Genomic DNA, 13,444 nt, shown 5'->3' on the forward strand with positions numbered 1-13,444 from the left:
TCAATTGCAGAAAACACTGTCGCGTTGCATGGCCCTGGATGTGTTTCGTGGATTGACAGTGGCTTTGATGGTCATTGTCAACAGCCCTGGAAACCAAACGGCTTATTCCTGGCTTGAGCATTCCACCTGGAATGGCTGTACGTTGGCGGATCTGGTTTTTCCGTTTTTTATTCTGATGGTGGGGACGTCCTCTGTGTTCAGCTTGTCCCACGCCCGGTCACGCGGTCTTACTGCCAGGCAATTGTTGCCAAAAATCATTCAACGTGCCGCTATACTGTTTTTAATCGGTCTGCTGCTCAATGCCTTTCCCCGGTTTGATTGGTCACATCTTCGCGTTTATGGTGTATTGCAGCGTATCGCCCTATGCTATTTAGCTGCGTCCCTGGTGTATTTAACCTGCACAGTAAGAACTCAGGTTTTTATCGCTTCAGTCCTATTGCTGGGGTATTGGCTTCTTCTGTGTTTTATTCCTGTGCCTGATCAGGGTTCAATTACCTTAAGCCTTAAGGGAAACTGGGTAGGGTATGTTGACCGTGTGTTAATGGCCCCCGGTCATTTATATACCGGACTTTTTGATCCGGAAGGGTTGCTGAGTACCCTTCCTGCAATCGCCACTGCCTTGATAGGAAACTTATTAGGCGTAGGGTTGCTTGATGAATCGCCTCCTGCTCAAAAAAACCGCCTCATGCTGATGAGCGGGCTCGGTTTAATGCTTGTCGGGGGGCTCTGGGGACTGCTTTTTCCCATCAACAAGGCGTTATGGACAAGTTCTTACGTGCTGTGGACGGGTGGTGTGGCCTTACTCCTTTTCAGCGGTTGTTACTGGCTCATGGATGTCAAAGGCTTAAAAACCTGGGGTCAACCTTTCAGGGTGTTGGGTACCCAGGCGCTGGCGGTTTATGTTCTCCATGTGCTGTTTTTAAAACTCCAGGCAATGGTAAAATGGACACTGGCTGACGGGACGGTGGTGAGTGCAAAACTGATGATTACCCGCACCTTGTTTGGCTGGGCGAAAGCAGAAAATGCCTCGTTGTTCTATGCCTTGTTTTATTGCGCCTTATGGTGGGCGGTGGCCTTTGTGAGACAGAAAAACAGGACAACAGGCGGGGGCGTGCGTATAACTCCAGGCTCACCATGATTATTTTTTATTAATAACCAGCGTTAACCCCTGTCGATAAGCTTGGCAGGCGCCTGCTGCATCATTTAATTCCTGCAGTAATTTGCCCAACTCTTCATAAGCCTGGGGTGTAGGCTCGAGCTCCAGGCTCTTTTCAAAATAGGTGCGCGCTTTTCCCCATAAGTGATTGTGCGTGCTTAATTGGCCGAGGCAAAGCAACAACTCCGGGGAGTTGGGATGCTTTTTTAACAGGGATTCCGCGAAGGTGAGTTGGGATTCACTGACCTTCAATTGCCCATACAGGGTAACTAAAAGCGGGCTGTATTGTTTTCGCAGGGTCTGTCTTAAAATGGATTCTGCCTGTGTTTCCTGACCCTGTTTGGCCAGGTAGCGTCCATATTCAGCCATCAGTTCAGGATCATAAGTCAAGGCCTTGGGCAGGCTGTTTACCAACTGGGTCAAGGCCTCACTTTGACCGGCTTTTGCCAGATCACACAGGGCTTGCAGGTAAGTCTGATGCCGTAAATTGTCGTAGTCGGCACCGGTTAACACATGGTATTTTTTCAATTCCGGCAAAAGCGCAATCAATTGTGGCCAATCCCGCACTTCCCGGTAAAGATGGATTAACAGCTTTAAAACGTAGGGGTGTTTAGGCGCTAAATCCTGCAGGTGCCTTAACGTGGCCAAAGCCTGCTCCCATTGTTTGTTGGCCAACTGCAATTGGGCCTGGGTTAATTCAACGGCAATTTTGGCTTCAGGCATGGATTGCTGAGCCTCGCGCAAATAATCATCGCGCAGTTGATTATCGCCCATTTCCTGCGCTGCGCGCGCAGCAGTCAGGTAATTCAGTAAGGGAGTTTCCGCATTGGGAAGGGCCTTTATCAGGTTACTGCGGGCCTCTGACCAATAGCCTTCACTGAATTCAATCAAGCCCCGCCGGGTCTGCTCCTGTGCATGCTGGGTACGCCGTTTATGCCGCCAGGCCTTGTAGGCGCGGGGAGTTCGGCTTAAACGGGAGCCTAAAAGAAGCAGGTAATGAAGCAGAAAAAAACCAAGCAACGCCAGGATTATCGCTACCCACAAGGTGGTTTCAACCGTCCAGTGGTTAATGGCAATCAGCAGATAGCCTGGGTCGTGGCTTAACTGGATGCCCAGCCAGACGGAGGTTAAGAGGACAATGAAAATGAAAAAGAGCCTTATCATCATCAGTTATCCTCTTGCGTGGAAGCCGGTTGTGCGGCAGAAGGCGTGGAGGCAGTGTTACTTTCAATCAATTGATTCAAAAGCGGTAGGGATTGACCAAGTACCGGGCGGGCAGGATTTAATGCCGTTTGTTTCAAGGCATGCAGTTCCTTGACCAACGATTGAGTGACCGGCGCCTTTTTTTCAAAGGTGCGATGGATGTCTTTCAATGCCTGGGTCAGCGATTGTTGATAAACCTGCTCATTATTCTGTAGCAGTGCCCACTGAGCTTCCTGCAGGTTCATGCGAATGCTTTCCCTGAGCAAGGCCTGATGAAGCGGTGAAAGAATGGGCCTGATGTCGTCCGTCTGATGACGGACCACGACCAGTTTTTCCAGGAGATTTAAGCTTTCCCTGAGCCTTTCCCGCCAGGCGGAAGGTGTGCCTTGCTGAGCAGCGGGCAGCGGATTGGCAGAAGGGCTGCTGATGCTTTGTTTAATCGGCAACTTGGATACGAGGCTCTGTGCGGCATCGAGCTGGCTCATTAATCCGGCAATATCAAGGGCGGGGGAGGATTTCACATCGGCAATTTCCTTGGCAATGGCCTGACGAATGGCATAGATGCGCTGATCAGACAGGGTTTTCAGCAGCTCATCGGCCTGTTGCAAAAGAGCAGCGGTGGTTTCCTGATTGTCCGTCCAGTGCGCATTGATTTGCGCCAGTTCAAGATAATAGCGCGCTTTAAGCAAGACCCAATCCTGCTTTTGGTAGAGTCGTTGTGCCATGGCGGTATTCACGTGGTTGTTTAACTCCGTGAGTCGCTCCTGCAACTGGCTTTGCGCGCTTTTAATCTGTTGCTGTAACTGATTAAGTTGTTGCACATGACTTTGCTGCGCCTGGCTAAGGGTTTCAAATGCTGTCTGGAGACTCTGCTTGTCTTCGTTGAACTGTCGTGACTCTGAAAGGGCATACCAGGCTAAAATCAGTGACAGGGCCGCAGCACCCAGGGCAGCAAACGAAAGCGGCGACCAGCGTAAACGACGAGGCTCGCTTTTTGCTTCAGGACGCTCAGGCCTTGCTTCGGATGGCAAAGAGGGAGGAGCGTCATCACGGTGTTTAGTCATGGGCAAGTCCTTGTTGAATTTGATTGAATATCCATTATCGCGTGAAGTGACGGACGATAAGTGTTCCTATAAGAAACAGGAAGTTATAACTTGTCTTTAGTATAATATCCAGGGGGGCATTGCGCCACGTCGTTTATGCAAATTTTTACGTAAGATGACGGGTGTCTGATGTCGCGGCGGAAGCTTGACATTGAACGGGCGGTAGTCAATTCTTGCTGTTACAGTCAGTCTGAAGGGATGCGATGGGCAATTTCAAAAAGGCGGTGACCTACCTTGATCATTCAATGCAGCGCAGCCTGTCGCATGCTGCACATCAGCTTGTTGCCGTAGGGATACTTGCTTTTGCAGGGTTTCCTTTATTCTACTGGATCTGGACAGACTGGTTCCCACAACCCTATGAAAATTTAAGCTTAAGGCTTGTGGCAAGCCTGCTCGGATTGGGTCTGGCCTTAACGCCTTATTGGCCGTTGCGATTAAAACCCTACCTGCCCTGGTACTGGTTTATAACCATCCTTTATGCCTTGCCGTTCTTTTATTCCTATTTTTTTTTAATGAGCCATGCCAGCGTAATATCGGCGATGTCGCTTTTGTGCAGTGTGTTTCTTCTGGTGCTGCTCGTTGATGTGCCGACCATGATTATTCTGCTGGTGCTGGGCTGGGGATTGGCACTGCTTTGCCATTACCTGTCAGCGCCCGTGGTCTATTTTGGCGAAGAGCATGTCGAAATGCTCCTGGTGGTGAGCTTTGTCATTATTGTGGGTTCAACGGTAAATTACAAAACAGCCATGCTGCAACAGCAGCGTTTGGACGGGATGGCAGCAGCTGCCGGGATGATTGCGCATGAATTGCGAACGCCGCTGCTTGGCATTAAAAGCGGGGCTGTGGCCATGGCGCGGTATTCGCCGCAACTGGTTCAAGCCTATCATTTAGCCAGTGAAAAAGGGTTGCTCAACAATGCCATTAGGCCCAACCGATTGCAACAATTAGCCGGCATCCATGAGCGCATCGTCAGTGAAATTGATTATGCCAATACCATCATTGACATGCTGCTGGTCAAAGCCGGCCGTGAAAACTCGCTGCAAAACTGTAAATTGGAGGCCTGTTCCATTGCGGATTGCCTTGAGCAGGCCCTGGAACGTTATCCGTTCAAAAGCAGTGACGAGCGTCAGCTCATCAGCTGGCATGGTGATTTTAATTTTTACGGGTCCAGGTTGTTAATGCAGCATGTGTTGTTTAATCTCATTAAAAATGCATTGTATGCCATCGCCACGGTGCAAAAAGGGGATGTGGTGATCTGGGCTGAGCAGGGAGAAAAGTACAATTTTCTTTATTTCAGGGATTCCGCAAAAGGCATGTCTGAGCAACAATTGGCGCGTTTGTTTAATCATTTTTATACCACCACGTTTATGGGAACGGGTCTTGGATTGTCTTTTTGCAAACTGGTCATGCAGCGTTTTGGGGGAGATATTCAGTGTGAATCGCAGGAAGGGGTCTACACTCAATTCGTGTTGACATTTCCCAAGTACGACTGATTTTTATTTGGCAAAAAGATTAGCCTATGTTATTTTTTATAAACACGTTGTAAGGCCTGATCAGTCAGGTGACACGGACATCACCTGTTCCGCAGTAAATACCATTTTGTCAGCGCTTATAACTGGTATTGTTATTGGAACGCTTGCTCAGGAGGAGCTATGCAACATTATTCAATTCCCACCTGTTATTTTCCAAGTACTGCCTTGTTTATTGACGACAGCCGCGATTTTTTGCTGAATTTCGTGCTGCAACTGGATGAAGGATTGGCTTATCGCATGTTCGATTCCCCGTTTGATGCACTGGATTGCATTCAAAGAAAACGGGGTGAATCCGAAACGCTGAGTCAGCGCTGCTTAAGCGAATACACCGAAGCTAAACATTGTCCGCTGACCAATCAAACCATCAATTTGAATCTGGCGGCCATTCACGCTGAAATTTACAATCCCCGGCGGTTCTCGGAAATCTCCGTGGTGGTCGTGGATTATGCCATGCCCGGCATAGATGGCATTGAGTTTTGCCGCCGCATTGCCGACACCAACATTAAAAAAATACTGCTGACTGGTAAGGCCGATGAAAAAGTAGCAATTGAAGCCTTCAATGAGGGATTGATCCATCGCTACATTCAGAAAAGTGATCCCTTGGCGGCCGAATTGATCACCAAGAGCATTTATGAACTGCAATGGCAGTATTTTCAGGCGATGTCAGAAATGATCGTTCGCATGCTGTCAGTGACGTCACCAAGCTGCCTTCATGATAAACATTTTGCCGCATTTTTTAAGCAATTGCGCGAAGAAAGAGGTATTGTCGAATATTACCTGGCCGACAATTCGGGCAGTTTCCTGTTGCTGGATGATGATGCCCGCGTGAGCTTCCTGATTGTAAAAAACCAATCGGATTTACGTTTGCATTATGATCTGGCGCGTGACAACGGGGTAGATGGGCCGGTTCTTGAGCAACTATTAAGCGGGGAAAAAATCCCCTGCCTCTGGCAGGTCAACAGTTTAAATGCAAACTGGGAAAACAATCTCGTGCCTGCTCATCCACTCCAGGGCGAAGACACCTATTATTATGCCTATGTTCAAGGCACGGCATTGTTTGATGTCCAGGAAGACAGAATACTCTCTTACCACCGTCACCTTGAAGAGGTGGATGCTGAGGAATTACTGTTGCTTTAATAGGGATTCCCGATGTGCCTTGACGCTGGAAATGCGCCGGGCTTACCGGTATCATTTTGATTAATTTATTTTATGAGGTACACGCCATGCGCTTTGGCATTTTTATGTTGCTCATAGCCTTATCATCAGGTGTCTATGCGGTGGATGATTTTGACAAGCAGCAGATTATTAACCGCATCAAACCGGTAGGCAGCGTGCGTGTCCAGAAAGAAGGAGAGGCGCAAACGCCATCCACCCAGCCTGTGCAGACCGCTGCGGTAGAAAAAAAGGAACCAGGGCAGGCAGTTTATGATCAGTATTGCAGTGTCTGTCATCGTGACGGTGTGGCCGGGGCGCCCAAATTCCGTGTCGAAGCCGAATGGAAGGCACGCATCGCTGCTCGAAAAGACATCGATGGTCTGACCGCCTCCGCGATCAAGGGCCTCAATGCCATGCCAGCGAAAGGAACCTGTGTGGATTGCAGCGACGAGGACATTAAAAACGCGATTCTATACATGTTGCCTCAATCATGAGTTCCAGGTTTTACCGTTATTGGCAATTGTTATTGGTGTTTGTCACCCTGTTCGTGCTTGCCGCTTCCTTCTATTTTCAACTGGTCAGGGACTTGACGCCCTGTCCCCTTTGCCTGATGCAGCGTTTCAGTGTCATGGCCTTATTGGCTTTCACCATGATGTCCTGGTTTTGGGGAATGAGTCGTGGCGGAAAATACATTGCGGCATTGATCATCACCTTTGCGGTGGCGGGATTTTATTTTGCCGCGCGCCAGATCTGGTTGCAATCCCTGCCGCCGGAACAAACCCCGGCTTGCCTGCCAGGTCTTGATGTGTTAATCCGCTATTTTCCCTGGCAGGATGTGGTGCATGCTTTGCTCTTGGGCGCAGGGGACTGTGCCGAGATTACCTGGACTTGGTTGGGATTGTCCATGCCGGCCTGGGCTGCACTTTATTTTCTTGCCATGATTCTGGCCGGAGCCATTAACTGGCTGGTGTTGAGTAAACGCTAGAGCTTCTGGTCAAATGGCGCGCACTTGGCTATCATGGCTTATTTGCAACAGGCATAACCCATCATGAGTTCATTTCATTGCGAAGTCCTGCACGCCTATCCCCACAATAAAGCCCGGGTGGCTCGCGTTAAAACCGCCCATGGCGAATTTATCACGCCCGTCTTCATGCCGGTAGGCACCCGTGCCGGCGTCAATAATATGATGCCGGAAGAGTTAATTCAGGCAGGCAGTCAAATCATATTGGGTGGCAACACCTACCACATGCTTTGTGCACCTGGAATGACAGTCATTGAAAAAGCAGGCGGCATGCACCCGTTTATGAATTGGCATGGGCCGATGTTGACCGATAGCGGTGGTTTCCAGGTGTTTAGTCTGTCACGAAACAAGGAGATTTGTACCATTGATGAAGAGGGGGCGCATTTCAAATTGCCTGATGGCCAACGTGTTATTCACATGACGCCGGAAATGTCGCTTGAAACCCAGAAAATCATTGGTGCCGATATCATCATGGCCTTTGATCAATGCACACCCGATGCGTTAAGTAGAGAGCAAGCCCGGCAGGTCATGACGCGCACTCACCGCTGGCTGAAACAATCCATTGCCTACCACCAGGAACATCCCCATTCGCGCTACGGTTATTCCCAGGCTTTGTTTGGCATTATCCAGGGTGGCATTTATGAGGAGTTACGCCGCGAAAGCGCGGCGTTTGTCAGTTCCGTTACTACCGACGGCGTGGCCATTGGTGGCGAAACCGTTGGTTTTGATATGGAAAAAACCGTGGAAATCATCCGTTGGGTCCATGCGTTTCTTCCGGAAAACAAGCCGCGTTATACCATGGGGGTCGGCATGTCACCCCAGGATTTACTGGATGTCGTCAAAGAAGGCATTGACATGTTTGATTGTGTGGCACCTACCCGCAATGCCCGCCATGGCGCCCTGTATTGCGGCGAAGTGATTAAAGAAGGGCATTGGCTTAAATTTGACAGCCCTCATGAAAATCAGCGGATCCAGATAAAAAAAGCACATTATGCCGAGGACGATAGCCCAGTCATGCCGGGATGCCAATGCTACACCTGCCGACATTATTCACGGGCTTTTCTGCACCATCTGTTTAAACAAAAAGCCACCTTATTTACCGCCTTGGCGAGTATTCATAATATTCATGTCATGCACGATGTTTGTGCTAAAATGCGTGATTTGATTTTATCGTCGTCCAATGACGAGCGTCCTATTTAACTGAAGAGGAGTAACAATGGTCATTATTTCAACGTCAATGGGCGATATCCACGTCGAACTGGATAAGGAAAATACCCCAATCACTGCCGATAATTTTCTGGAGTATGTCCGCAGCGGGTTTTATAACGATACCATGTTTCATCGCGTGATTGATAAATTCATGATCCAGGGCGGTGGATTGACCGCGGACATGGAGCAGAAAAAAGGCAATGCGCCGATCAAAAACGAGGCGAAGAATGCCAAGCCAAACAAGCGCGGGACGATTGCCATGGCAAGAACCATGGATCCGCATTCCGCTACTTCCCAATTCTTCATCAATGTGGTTGATAATGCATTCCTGAATTTTACCGGAGAGCATCCGCAAGGTTATGGTTACTGCGTATTTGGCGAAGTGGTCGATGGTATGGATGTAGTCGATGCCATCGTCAAAGTCAAAACAGGCCAACGCATGGGGCATGGGGATGTGCCGCTTGAAGACGTGGTTATTCGCGAAGTCCGCGAAGCCTGATGAAGGAACGGCAATAAACAGTGCGTTTATTGCCTGCGCCGTTTGCTTAAACTGGCAGAGTAATCGAATTTTGGCATTTCAATGTGAAAGAAAATGGCCAATAATCGCGTGACAAAAATGGCTGTCATGGTGATTAAGATGGTTAAGTGGTTGCTGACTTGAAAATGTTCAAGGGTAATGTACAGTACAGCGCCTGCCACTGCGATGACAGCGTAAAGTTCTTTGCGAAGGACCAAGGGAATATCATTGCACAGAATGTCGCGTAACATCCCGCCGCTGATGCCGGTCAGCATGCCGCTGATGACGGCAATACTCGGCGTTAACCCATTGGCCAGTGCCTTTTGTGTCCCAATGATCACAAACGTAGAGAGGCCCAAGGCATCAAGAATTAAAAAGACCTTCATGATGCGGGCTAATGAGCTGGCAATAAAAATGGTCAAAAAGGCAAAAAGACAGGTGTACAACAGGTATTCGGGATGAGCGACCCAGGTAATTGGATGGGTATTGAACAACATGTCGCGAACGGTTCCGCCACCCAGCGCAGTGATGCAGGCAATCACCATGACACCAAAAAAGTCCATTTTTTTGCGTCCGGCAGCAATGGCGCCGGTCATGGCCTCAACACAAATCCCGAGAATGAATAACAAATGCAGTAACATGATGAGCACTGTTCGTAAAAAAGACAATGATAGCATTTATTGCCAGACTGACAAACCAGGCTGCATACGCTAATCTAAATACATAAACCGCGTGATGATGGAGAGAGAGAATGAGTGATAATCCAGCTGTTCAAATTCAGAATGTGGATAAAGAGACCCACGATAATATCATGCGTCTTAATCAAAAATTAAAAGGCCTTCAGGTTGAAATTGAAGCTAAAATGGACGCGTTGGCGATGGAGCCTGCTACCCCACAAACTGACGAACGACGCCAACGCCTGCAAATCCTGGCCGACGAGGTGCAAAAGGCCATTGAGGCGATAAAAACCTTAGTCAGCATGACCACTGGCCCTGATCAATACGGTTTTAGCGGCGATGATCTCCACTCCTTCAGTACCATGCTCAAAGACAGCGTCGATCAGCTGGCCAGAATCAGGGAAAATTTCTAGTTAGTCGAACCGACTAAAACAAGTTGTGCGGATTTTCATCAATCGCCTGCATTTCAATCATGGTTTCCAAACCCAGTTCAATGGCAGCCGTCACGGCACGGCTGGTTGCCTCCTTGTTATCGGAAAAGGAAGCCTTGTCATCGCCAATAATGGCAAGAATGGCGCCTGCCAGTATGCCCTGAGCTGGATTTTGCGGGTGCAATTGCTGTTGACGCGCGGACAATAACGACGACAAGGTAAAAAGCTGGGCACACTCCATTTCGGTGGCCAACACCCCAGCCTGACGTATCCCATCCATGTAATGACGGTTTTCTTCTGTCAGGCTTAAATTAAATTCCCGTGCAAACAGCGAACTTTTGGAATGCACCAGGCCAAAATGGGTGTCACTGGAAACCGTCATTTTTTTAATCGCCCGGCCTGAGGCGACTAGAAATTCCAGCGAAGCCACGGCCGGGTATTCACGATAAATGTAGTCCCAGGAGGACTTGTCATCACGAACGGCGCCGGTAGCGATGACCAGATCCCCCACATTGACCCGTTCAGATTGGAGGGAGGCGGCGGTGCCGATACGTAATAAACGCCGGGCGCCCAATGCGGCCAGTTCATTAATAATAATGTCGGCGCTCGGCCCTCCCATTCCGGTGGAAATGGCACCAACGTCAATCATGCCGTTTTTGCCTGGCAGCGTGCCTAAATAAAAATTATGCTGGCGAGGGTGGCGTTTAACGACAGGGTGAGTAAATCGCTCGCTAATCTGTTGTGCTCTCTCATCCGAACCGGTCAGAAAAAGGTAGCGTCCCTTGCCGCCGTTGCCAAGAAGGTCATCCATTGTGGCATTCATGTGCTGGGGTTTAAATTCGCTCATGCGTGCTCCTCGTTCATGATGTCATCCTCAAAGGGAGGCAAGTTTTATACCATTTGGTTGCTTGCGTGTTATATAATGAACATTTCGATAATATTATTCTCAATAGAGGCAGGCAGGTAAGCAATGGGACTTTCCAAAAATGAAACACATTCCCTTCATTTTCAAACCTTGCAGGAGAAGGCAGTCCAATGGATGGATGGAAAAAAAGAACTGACTGCTGAATTAGAAAAATTCAGGAAAAAATAAGTGATTTTTTTAGTTTGCCGGTTAATGAACAGTTGGAATTAGTCAGTGATTTATCGGCGATTAACAATTTACCCAAAGCAATAAAAGACCTGACCTGCTATCCCTATTTTCAGACTCTGCCAAAGGATGCCCTGAATGTCATTGGCTCTTACCTCACAAAGAAGGATATCAGTGCCTTTATTACAACCCATAAACGCTCCCATACCTTCTTGCAGCCAGCGAGACTTGTTGACCGGTTACTACAGCATGTTGTCAATGGAAACCAGAAAAAGGCAGAGGACATCGTGGCCATGCATCCTGAATTACTGTTAGTCCCGGGTACAGTCACGGACTATTCTTTGCGAACCTTCAAACAGATGACTGCCTATGAATACGCCTACTGGGCAAAGGATACCCACATGCTTGAGAAGTACATGGATGCCGATACGGCCGCTGAGATGCTTAAGCGTTGTGAGGACATGGAGAAGAATGGAGTGAGTTACACGCAAAACGGAGTGAAGGTGAAAGACTCGACTGGTTTTAATTTCACCCCGCTTAAAACCGCAATGAAAGAGTACATGGACATTAGGCGCCTTAAGGAGGACACGGAGGAACAACATCAAGCCTGGTTAAAAGTTGGTAAGGCTCAATACGATGTGCCGGTCCATGTAGCCAATGAATATTGCCGAGACGATCTGACGTTTCAATTGTCCACCTTTGTGCACCAGGTACTGCCTAGAAAACTCTCCCTTTACAAATATGGGACGGGCAAAAGTAATCCTTGTTTTTATTCCAGCGACCTGGGGACTAAGGTGGCCTACCTGCGCGCGATGAGCCATCAGGTTGAGGCGTTGCCGCACCCTCATTGCGATTGGGTCGCCATTGATCTGGCGGCGATTGGTCGTCTGGAGAAGGTGAGAACCGGGGAGCTCGCCGAGTCGCTGGAAGCCCTGCGCGCCTTATCGCAAAAAAAACCAACCAACTCAGGCTGACGTGGAGTGCTCTGTTAAGTTATGCCATACTGGTACGGTAGCTTGGCGTCTTTAGCGACCATTATTATAAGGATAGGGTATGAAAAATAAAGTTCTTGGTATTGCCTTATTGACTGTCGCGGCAGGGTATGTCATCCCAACGATGGCGAATCATGACAGTGAACAATTGTCGAAACAGGGCTTGCAGAAAGTCATTGACAATTATTTAGCCCACAAAGGAAAAATCGAAGACGTCACGGGGATTGCCGCTGCAGTTTTTTTGCCTGAGAAAAAAGGCGCTGACAAAGGCACTGTTTATGGTTTTTATGCAGGCGTCAGTGGCCGTTCACCCTACAATAAGCCGGTCAATTCAAGCAGTCTGTTTGAGATTGGCAGCATAACCAAGTCGTTTGTGGCCGCCATTATTTTACAACTGGAAGGTGAGGGGCGATTATCCATTAAGGATCCGGTGGGTAAATGGTTGCCGCAATACCCCCACTGGAAGGACGTCACCATCGAACAACTATTGAACATGACCAGCGGTATCCCTAATTATACCGCGAGCGAAGAATTTGGAAAGAAAGAAGACGAGTCTGATTTTAAAATGCAATGGACTGACGCGGAGCTTTTAAATTATGCTTCCCCCGACAAAACGCTGCCGCCTGCGCCCAAGAATCGCTTCGATTATTCCAATTCCAATTATATTCTCGCCGCCCTCATCATTGAAACGGTGACCGGCAATCCCCTTGCACAGGAATTGCAGGAGCGGATTATCAAGCCGCATCACCTGCAAAACACCTTTTACCCCGCGGGTGCAGAAGGCGAAAAAGTGCATGAGCAAGTCATGCCGCGTATGGCGCATGGCTATGTCTACGACACCGATAAAAAAGGGCTAGTGGATATTACTGAAAATAATCTATCCTGGGCAGGTGGTGCCGGGGCCATCATTGCTGATATGCCGGATGTGATTCACTGGGTGCAACTCCTCTACCATGGCAAATTGTTTCGTCCGGAACACCGTGAAAAAGCCTTGCAGGAATTAAAATCGATTGTCTCCATGGAAACAGGAAACCCCATCGATACGGTCACTGCCGATGATCCGCGCGGATTTGGGCTGGGTGTGGGTTATTATTATGATAAATCAATGAAAACCCGGTTCTGGGTTTACGAAGGGAGTACCCTGGGCTATCGTGTAATGTACGTCTTAAGTGAATGCAATAACATCACGGTGGCTGTGGCGCTTAACAGCAAGGCCGGAGAAGGCAATCCTGACTCGAAAAAAGGGGATGGTATTCCCGATTTAACCCTCGAACTCTACCAAAATGTCATCGCAACCCATCCTTCCTATGCCTGTACGAATTGACCGCGTCAAGTCAACCGCCCTCCGGCGGTTGGCC

15 protein-coding genes are annotated in these 13,444 nt (G+C 48.7%); 11 read left to right on the plus strand and 4 right to left on the minus strand.

All coding sequences use genetic code 11. The annotated features are described in order from the left end of the window. Positions 1–4: 4 nt before the first annotated feature. Positions 5–1,138: an acyltransferase family protein gene (locus GH742_RS02500; protein ID WP_203456014.1), complete on the plus strand. Its 1,134-nt coding sequence runs from the start codon at positions 5–7 to the stop codon at positions 1,136–1,138. Here the strand turns inward: GH742_RS02500 and GH742_RS02505 are convergent, their stop codons facing one another. Together GH742_RS02505 and GH742_RS02510 are read right to left on the minus strand one after the other, a co-directional pair. Further along, entirely contained in the window at positions 1,139–2,320 is a 1,182-nt protein-coding gene (locus GH742_RS02505) for a heme biosynthesis HemY N-terminal domain-containing protein (protein ID WP_203456821.1), read from the minus strand. A 2-nt stretch (positions 2,321–2,322) separates the two neighbouring features. Further along, the gene (locus GH742_RS02510) at positions 2,323–3,423 is read right to left on the minus strand and encodes a uroporphyrinogen-III C-methyltransferase (protein WP_203456015.1); all 1,101 of its coding nucleotides are present in this window, start codon (positions 3,421–3,423) and stop codon (positions 2,323–2,325) included. Positions 3,424–3,665: 242 nt separating this feature from the next. On the opposite strand from GH742_RS02510, the gene GH742_RS02515 reads away from it, so the two are divergent. From GH742_RS02515 to GH742_RS02540, 6 genes are all read left to right on the plus strand, one after another. Then, positions 3,666–4,955, plus strand: coding sequence for a sensor histidine kinase KdpD (locus GH742_RS02515; RefSeq protein ID WP_203456016.1), 1,290 nt, complete (start codon positions 3,666–3,668; stop codon positions 4,953–4,955). Between the two features lie 159 nt (positions 4,956–5,114). After that, complete coding sequence (locus GH742_RS02520; protein ID WP_203456017.1) at positions 5,115–6,131, plus strand: response regulator; 1,017 nt, start codon at positions 5,115–5,117, stop codon at positions 6,129–6,131. 86 nt (positions 6,132–6,217) lie between these two features. Further along, entirely contained in the window at positions 6,218–6,643 is a 426-nt protein-coding gene (locus tag GH742_RS02525) for a cytochrome c5 family protein (RefSeq protein WP_203456018.1), read from the plus strand. After that, positions 6,640–7,134: a disulfide bond formation protein B gene (locus GH742_RS02530; protein ID WP_203456019.1), complete on the plus strand. Its 495-nt coding sequence runs from the start codon at positions 6,640–6,642 to the stop codon at positions 7,132–7,134. Before GH742_RS02525 ends, GH742_RS02530 begins: the two co-directional genes overlap by 4 nt. A 63-nt stretch (positions 7,135–7,197) precedes the next feature. Next, a complete protein-coding gene (tgt, locus tag GH742_RS02535; protein WP_203456020.1) occupies positions 7,198–8,370 on the plus strand; it encodes a tRNA guanosine(34) transglycosylase Tgt in 1,173 nt (390 codons plus the stop codon). A 16-nt stretch (positions 8,371–8,386) separates the two neighbouring features. Then, positions 8,387–8,878 carry a peptidylprolyl isomerase gene (locus GH742_RS02540; protein ID WP_203456021.1) on the plus strand — a complete coding sequence of 164 codons (492 nt, stop codon included), beginning with the start codon at positions 8,387–8,389 and terminating at the stop codon, positions 8,876–8,878. A 26-nt stretch (positions 8,879–8,904) separates the two neighbouring features. Here GH742_RS02540 and GH742_RS02545 read toward each other — a convergent pair whose 3' ends face one another. Beyond that, the gene (locus GH742_RS02545; RefSeq protein WP_203456022.1) at positions 8,905–9,537 is read right to left on the minus strand and encodes a trimeric intracellular cation channel family protein; all 633 of its coding nucleotides are present in this window, start codon (positions 9,535–9,537) and stop codon (positions 8,905–8,907) included. A 110-nt stretch (positions 9,538–9,647) separates the two neighbouring features. Here GH742_RS02545 and GH742_RS02550 point away from each other — a divergent pair, with 110 nt between their 5' ends. Next, complete coding sequence (locus tag GH742_RS02550) at positions 9,648–9,986, plus strand: hypothetical protein (protein ID WP_203456023.1); 339 nt, start codon at positions 9,648–9,650, stop codon at positions 9,984–9,986. A 13-nt stretch (positions 9,987–9,999) separates the two neighbouring features. Here the strand turns inward: GH742_RS02550 and GH742_RS02555 are convergent, their stop codons facing one another. Then, complete coding sequence (locus GH742_RS02555; RefSeq protein ID WP_203456024.1) at positions 10,000–10,851, minus strand: nucleoside phosphorylase; 852 nt, start codon at positions 10,849–10,851, stop codon at positions 10,000–10,002. A 123-nt stretch (positions 10,852–10,974) separates the two neighbouring features. Here GH742_RS02555 and GH742_RS15720 point away from each other — a divergent pair, with 123 nt between their 5' ends. From GH742_RS15720 to GH742_RS02565, 3 genes are all read left to right on the plus strand, one after another. Then, on the plus strand, positions 10,975–11,097 hold the full coding sequence (locus GH742_RS15720; protein WP_255536093.1) for a hypothetical protein: 123 nt from the start codon (positions 10,975–10,977) through the stop codon (positions 11,095–11,097). 14 nt (positions 11,098–11,111) lie between these two features. Beyond that, positions 11,112–12,068 (plus strand): hypothetical protein, encoded by a 957-nt coding sequence (locus GH742_RS02560; RefSeq protein WP_203456025.1) that lies wholly within the window; start codon positions 11,112–11,114, stop codon positions 12,066–12,068. Positions 12,069–12,147: 79 nt separating this feature from the next. Then, positions 12,148–13,410: a serine hydrolase gene (locus GH742_RS02565; protein ID WP_203456026.1), complete on the plus strand. Its 1,263-nt coding sequence runs from the start codon at positions 12,148–12,150 to the stop codon at positions 13,408–13,410. The last annotated feature ends 34 nt before the right edge of the window (positions 13,411–13,444 follow it).

This window comes from Legionella sp. MW5194, from assembly GCF_016864235.1.
Taxonomy (GTDB): Bacteria; Pseudomonadota; Gammaproteobacteria; order Legionellales; family Legionellaceae; genus Legionella_C.

Excerpts from the sequence above, each read along its gene's own strand:
- GH742_RS02505 (WP_203456821.1), bottom strand. The coding sequence starts at position 2,320 with ATGATAAGGCTCTTTTTCATTTTCATTGTCCTCTTAACCTCCGTCTGG.
- GH742_RS02510 (WP_203456015.1), bottom strand. The coding sequence starts at position 3,423 with ATGACTAAACACCGTGATGACGCTCCTCCCTCTTTGCCATCCGAAGCA.
- GH742_RS02515 (WP_203456016.1), top strand. The coding sequence starts at position 3,666 with ATGGGCAATTTCAAAAAGGCGGTGACCTACCTTGATCATTCAATGCAG.
- GH742_RS02520 (WP_203456017.1), top strand. The coding sequence starts at position 5,115 with ATGCAACATTATTCAATTCCCACCTGTTATTTTCCAAGTACTGCCTTG.
- GH742_RS02525 (WP_203456018.1), top strand. The coding sequence starts at position 6,218 with ATGCGCTTTGGCATTTTTATGTTGCTCATAGCCTTATCATCAGGTGTC.
- GH742_RS02530 (WP_203456019.1), top strand. The coding sequence starts at position 6,640 with ATGAGTTCCAGGTTTTACCGTTATTGGCAATTGTTATTGGTGTTTGTC.
- tgt (WP_203456020.1), top strand. The coding sequence starts at position 7,198 with ATGAGTTCATTTCATTGCGAAGTCCTGCACGCCTATCCCCACAATAAA.
- GH742_RS02540 (WP_203456021.1), top strand. The coding sequence starts at position 8,387 with ATGGTCATTATTTCAACGTCAATGGGCGATATCCACGTCGAACTGGAT.
- GH742_RS02545 (WP_203456022.1), bottom strand. The coding sequence starts at position 9,537 with ATGTTACTGCATTTGTTATTCATTCTCGGGATTTGTGTTGAGGCCATG.
- GH742_RS02550 (WP_203456023.1), top strand. The coding sequence starts at position 9,648 with ATGAGTGATAATCCAGCTGTTCAAATTCAGAATGTGGATAAAGAGACC.
- GH742_RS02555 (WP_203456024.1), bottom strand. The coding sequence starts at position 10,851 with ATGAGCGAATTTAAACCCCAGCACATGAATGCCACAATGGATGACCTT.
- GH742_RS15720 (WP_255536093.1), top strand. The coding sequence starts at position 10,975 with ATGGGACTTTCCAAAAATGAAACACATTCCCTTCATTTTCAAACCTTG.
- GH742_RS02565 (WP_203456026.1), top strand. The coding sequence starts at position 12,148 with ATGAAAAATAAAGTTCTTGGTATTGCCTTATTGACTGTCGCGGCAGGG.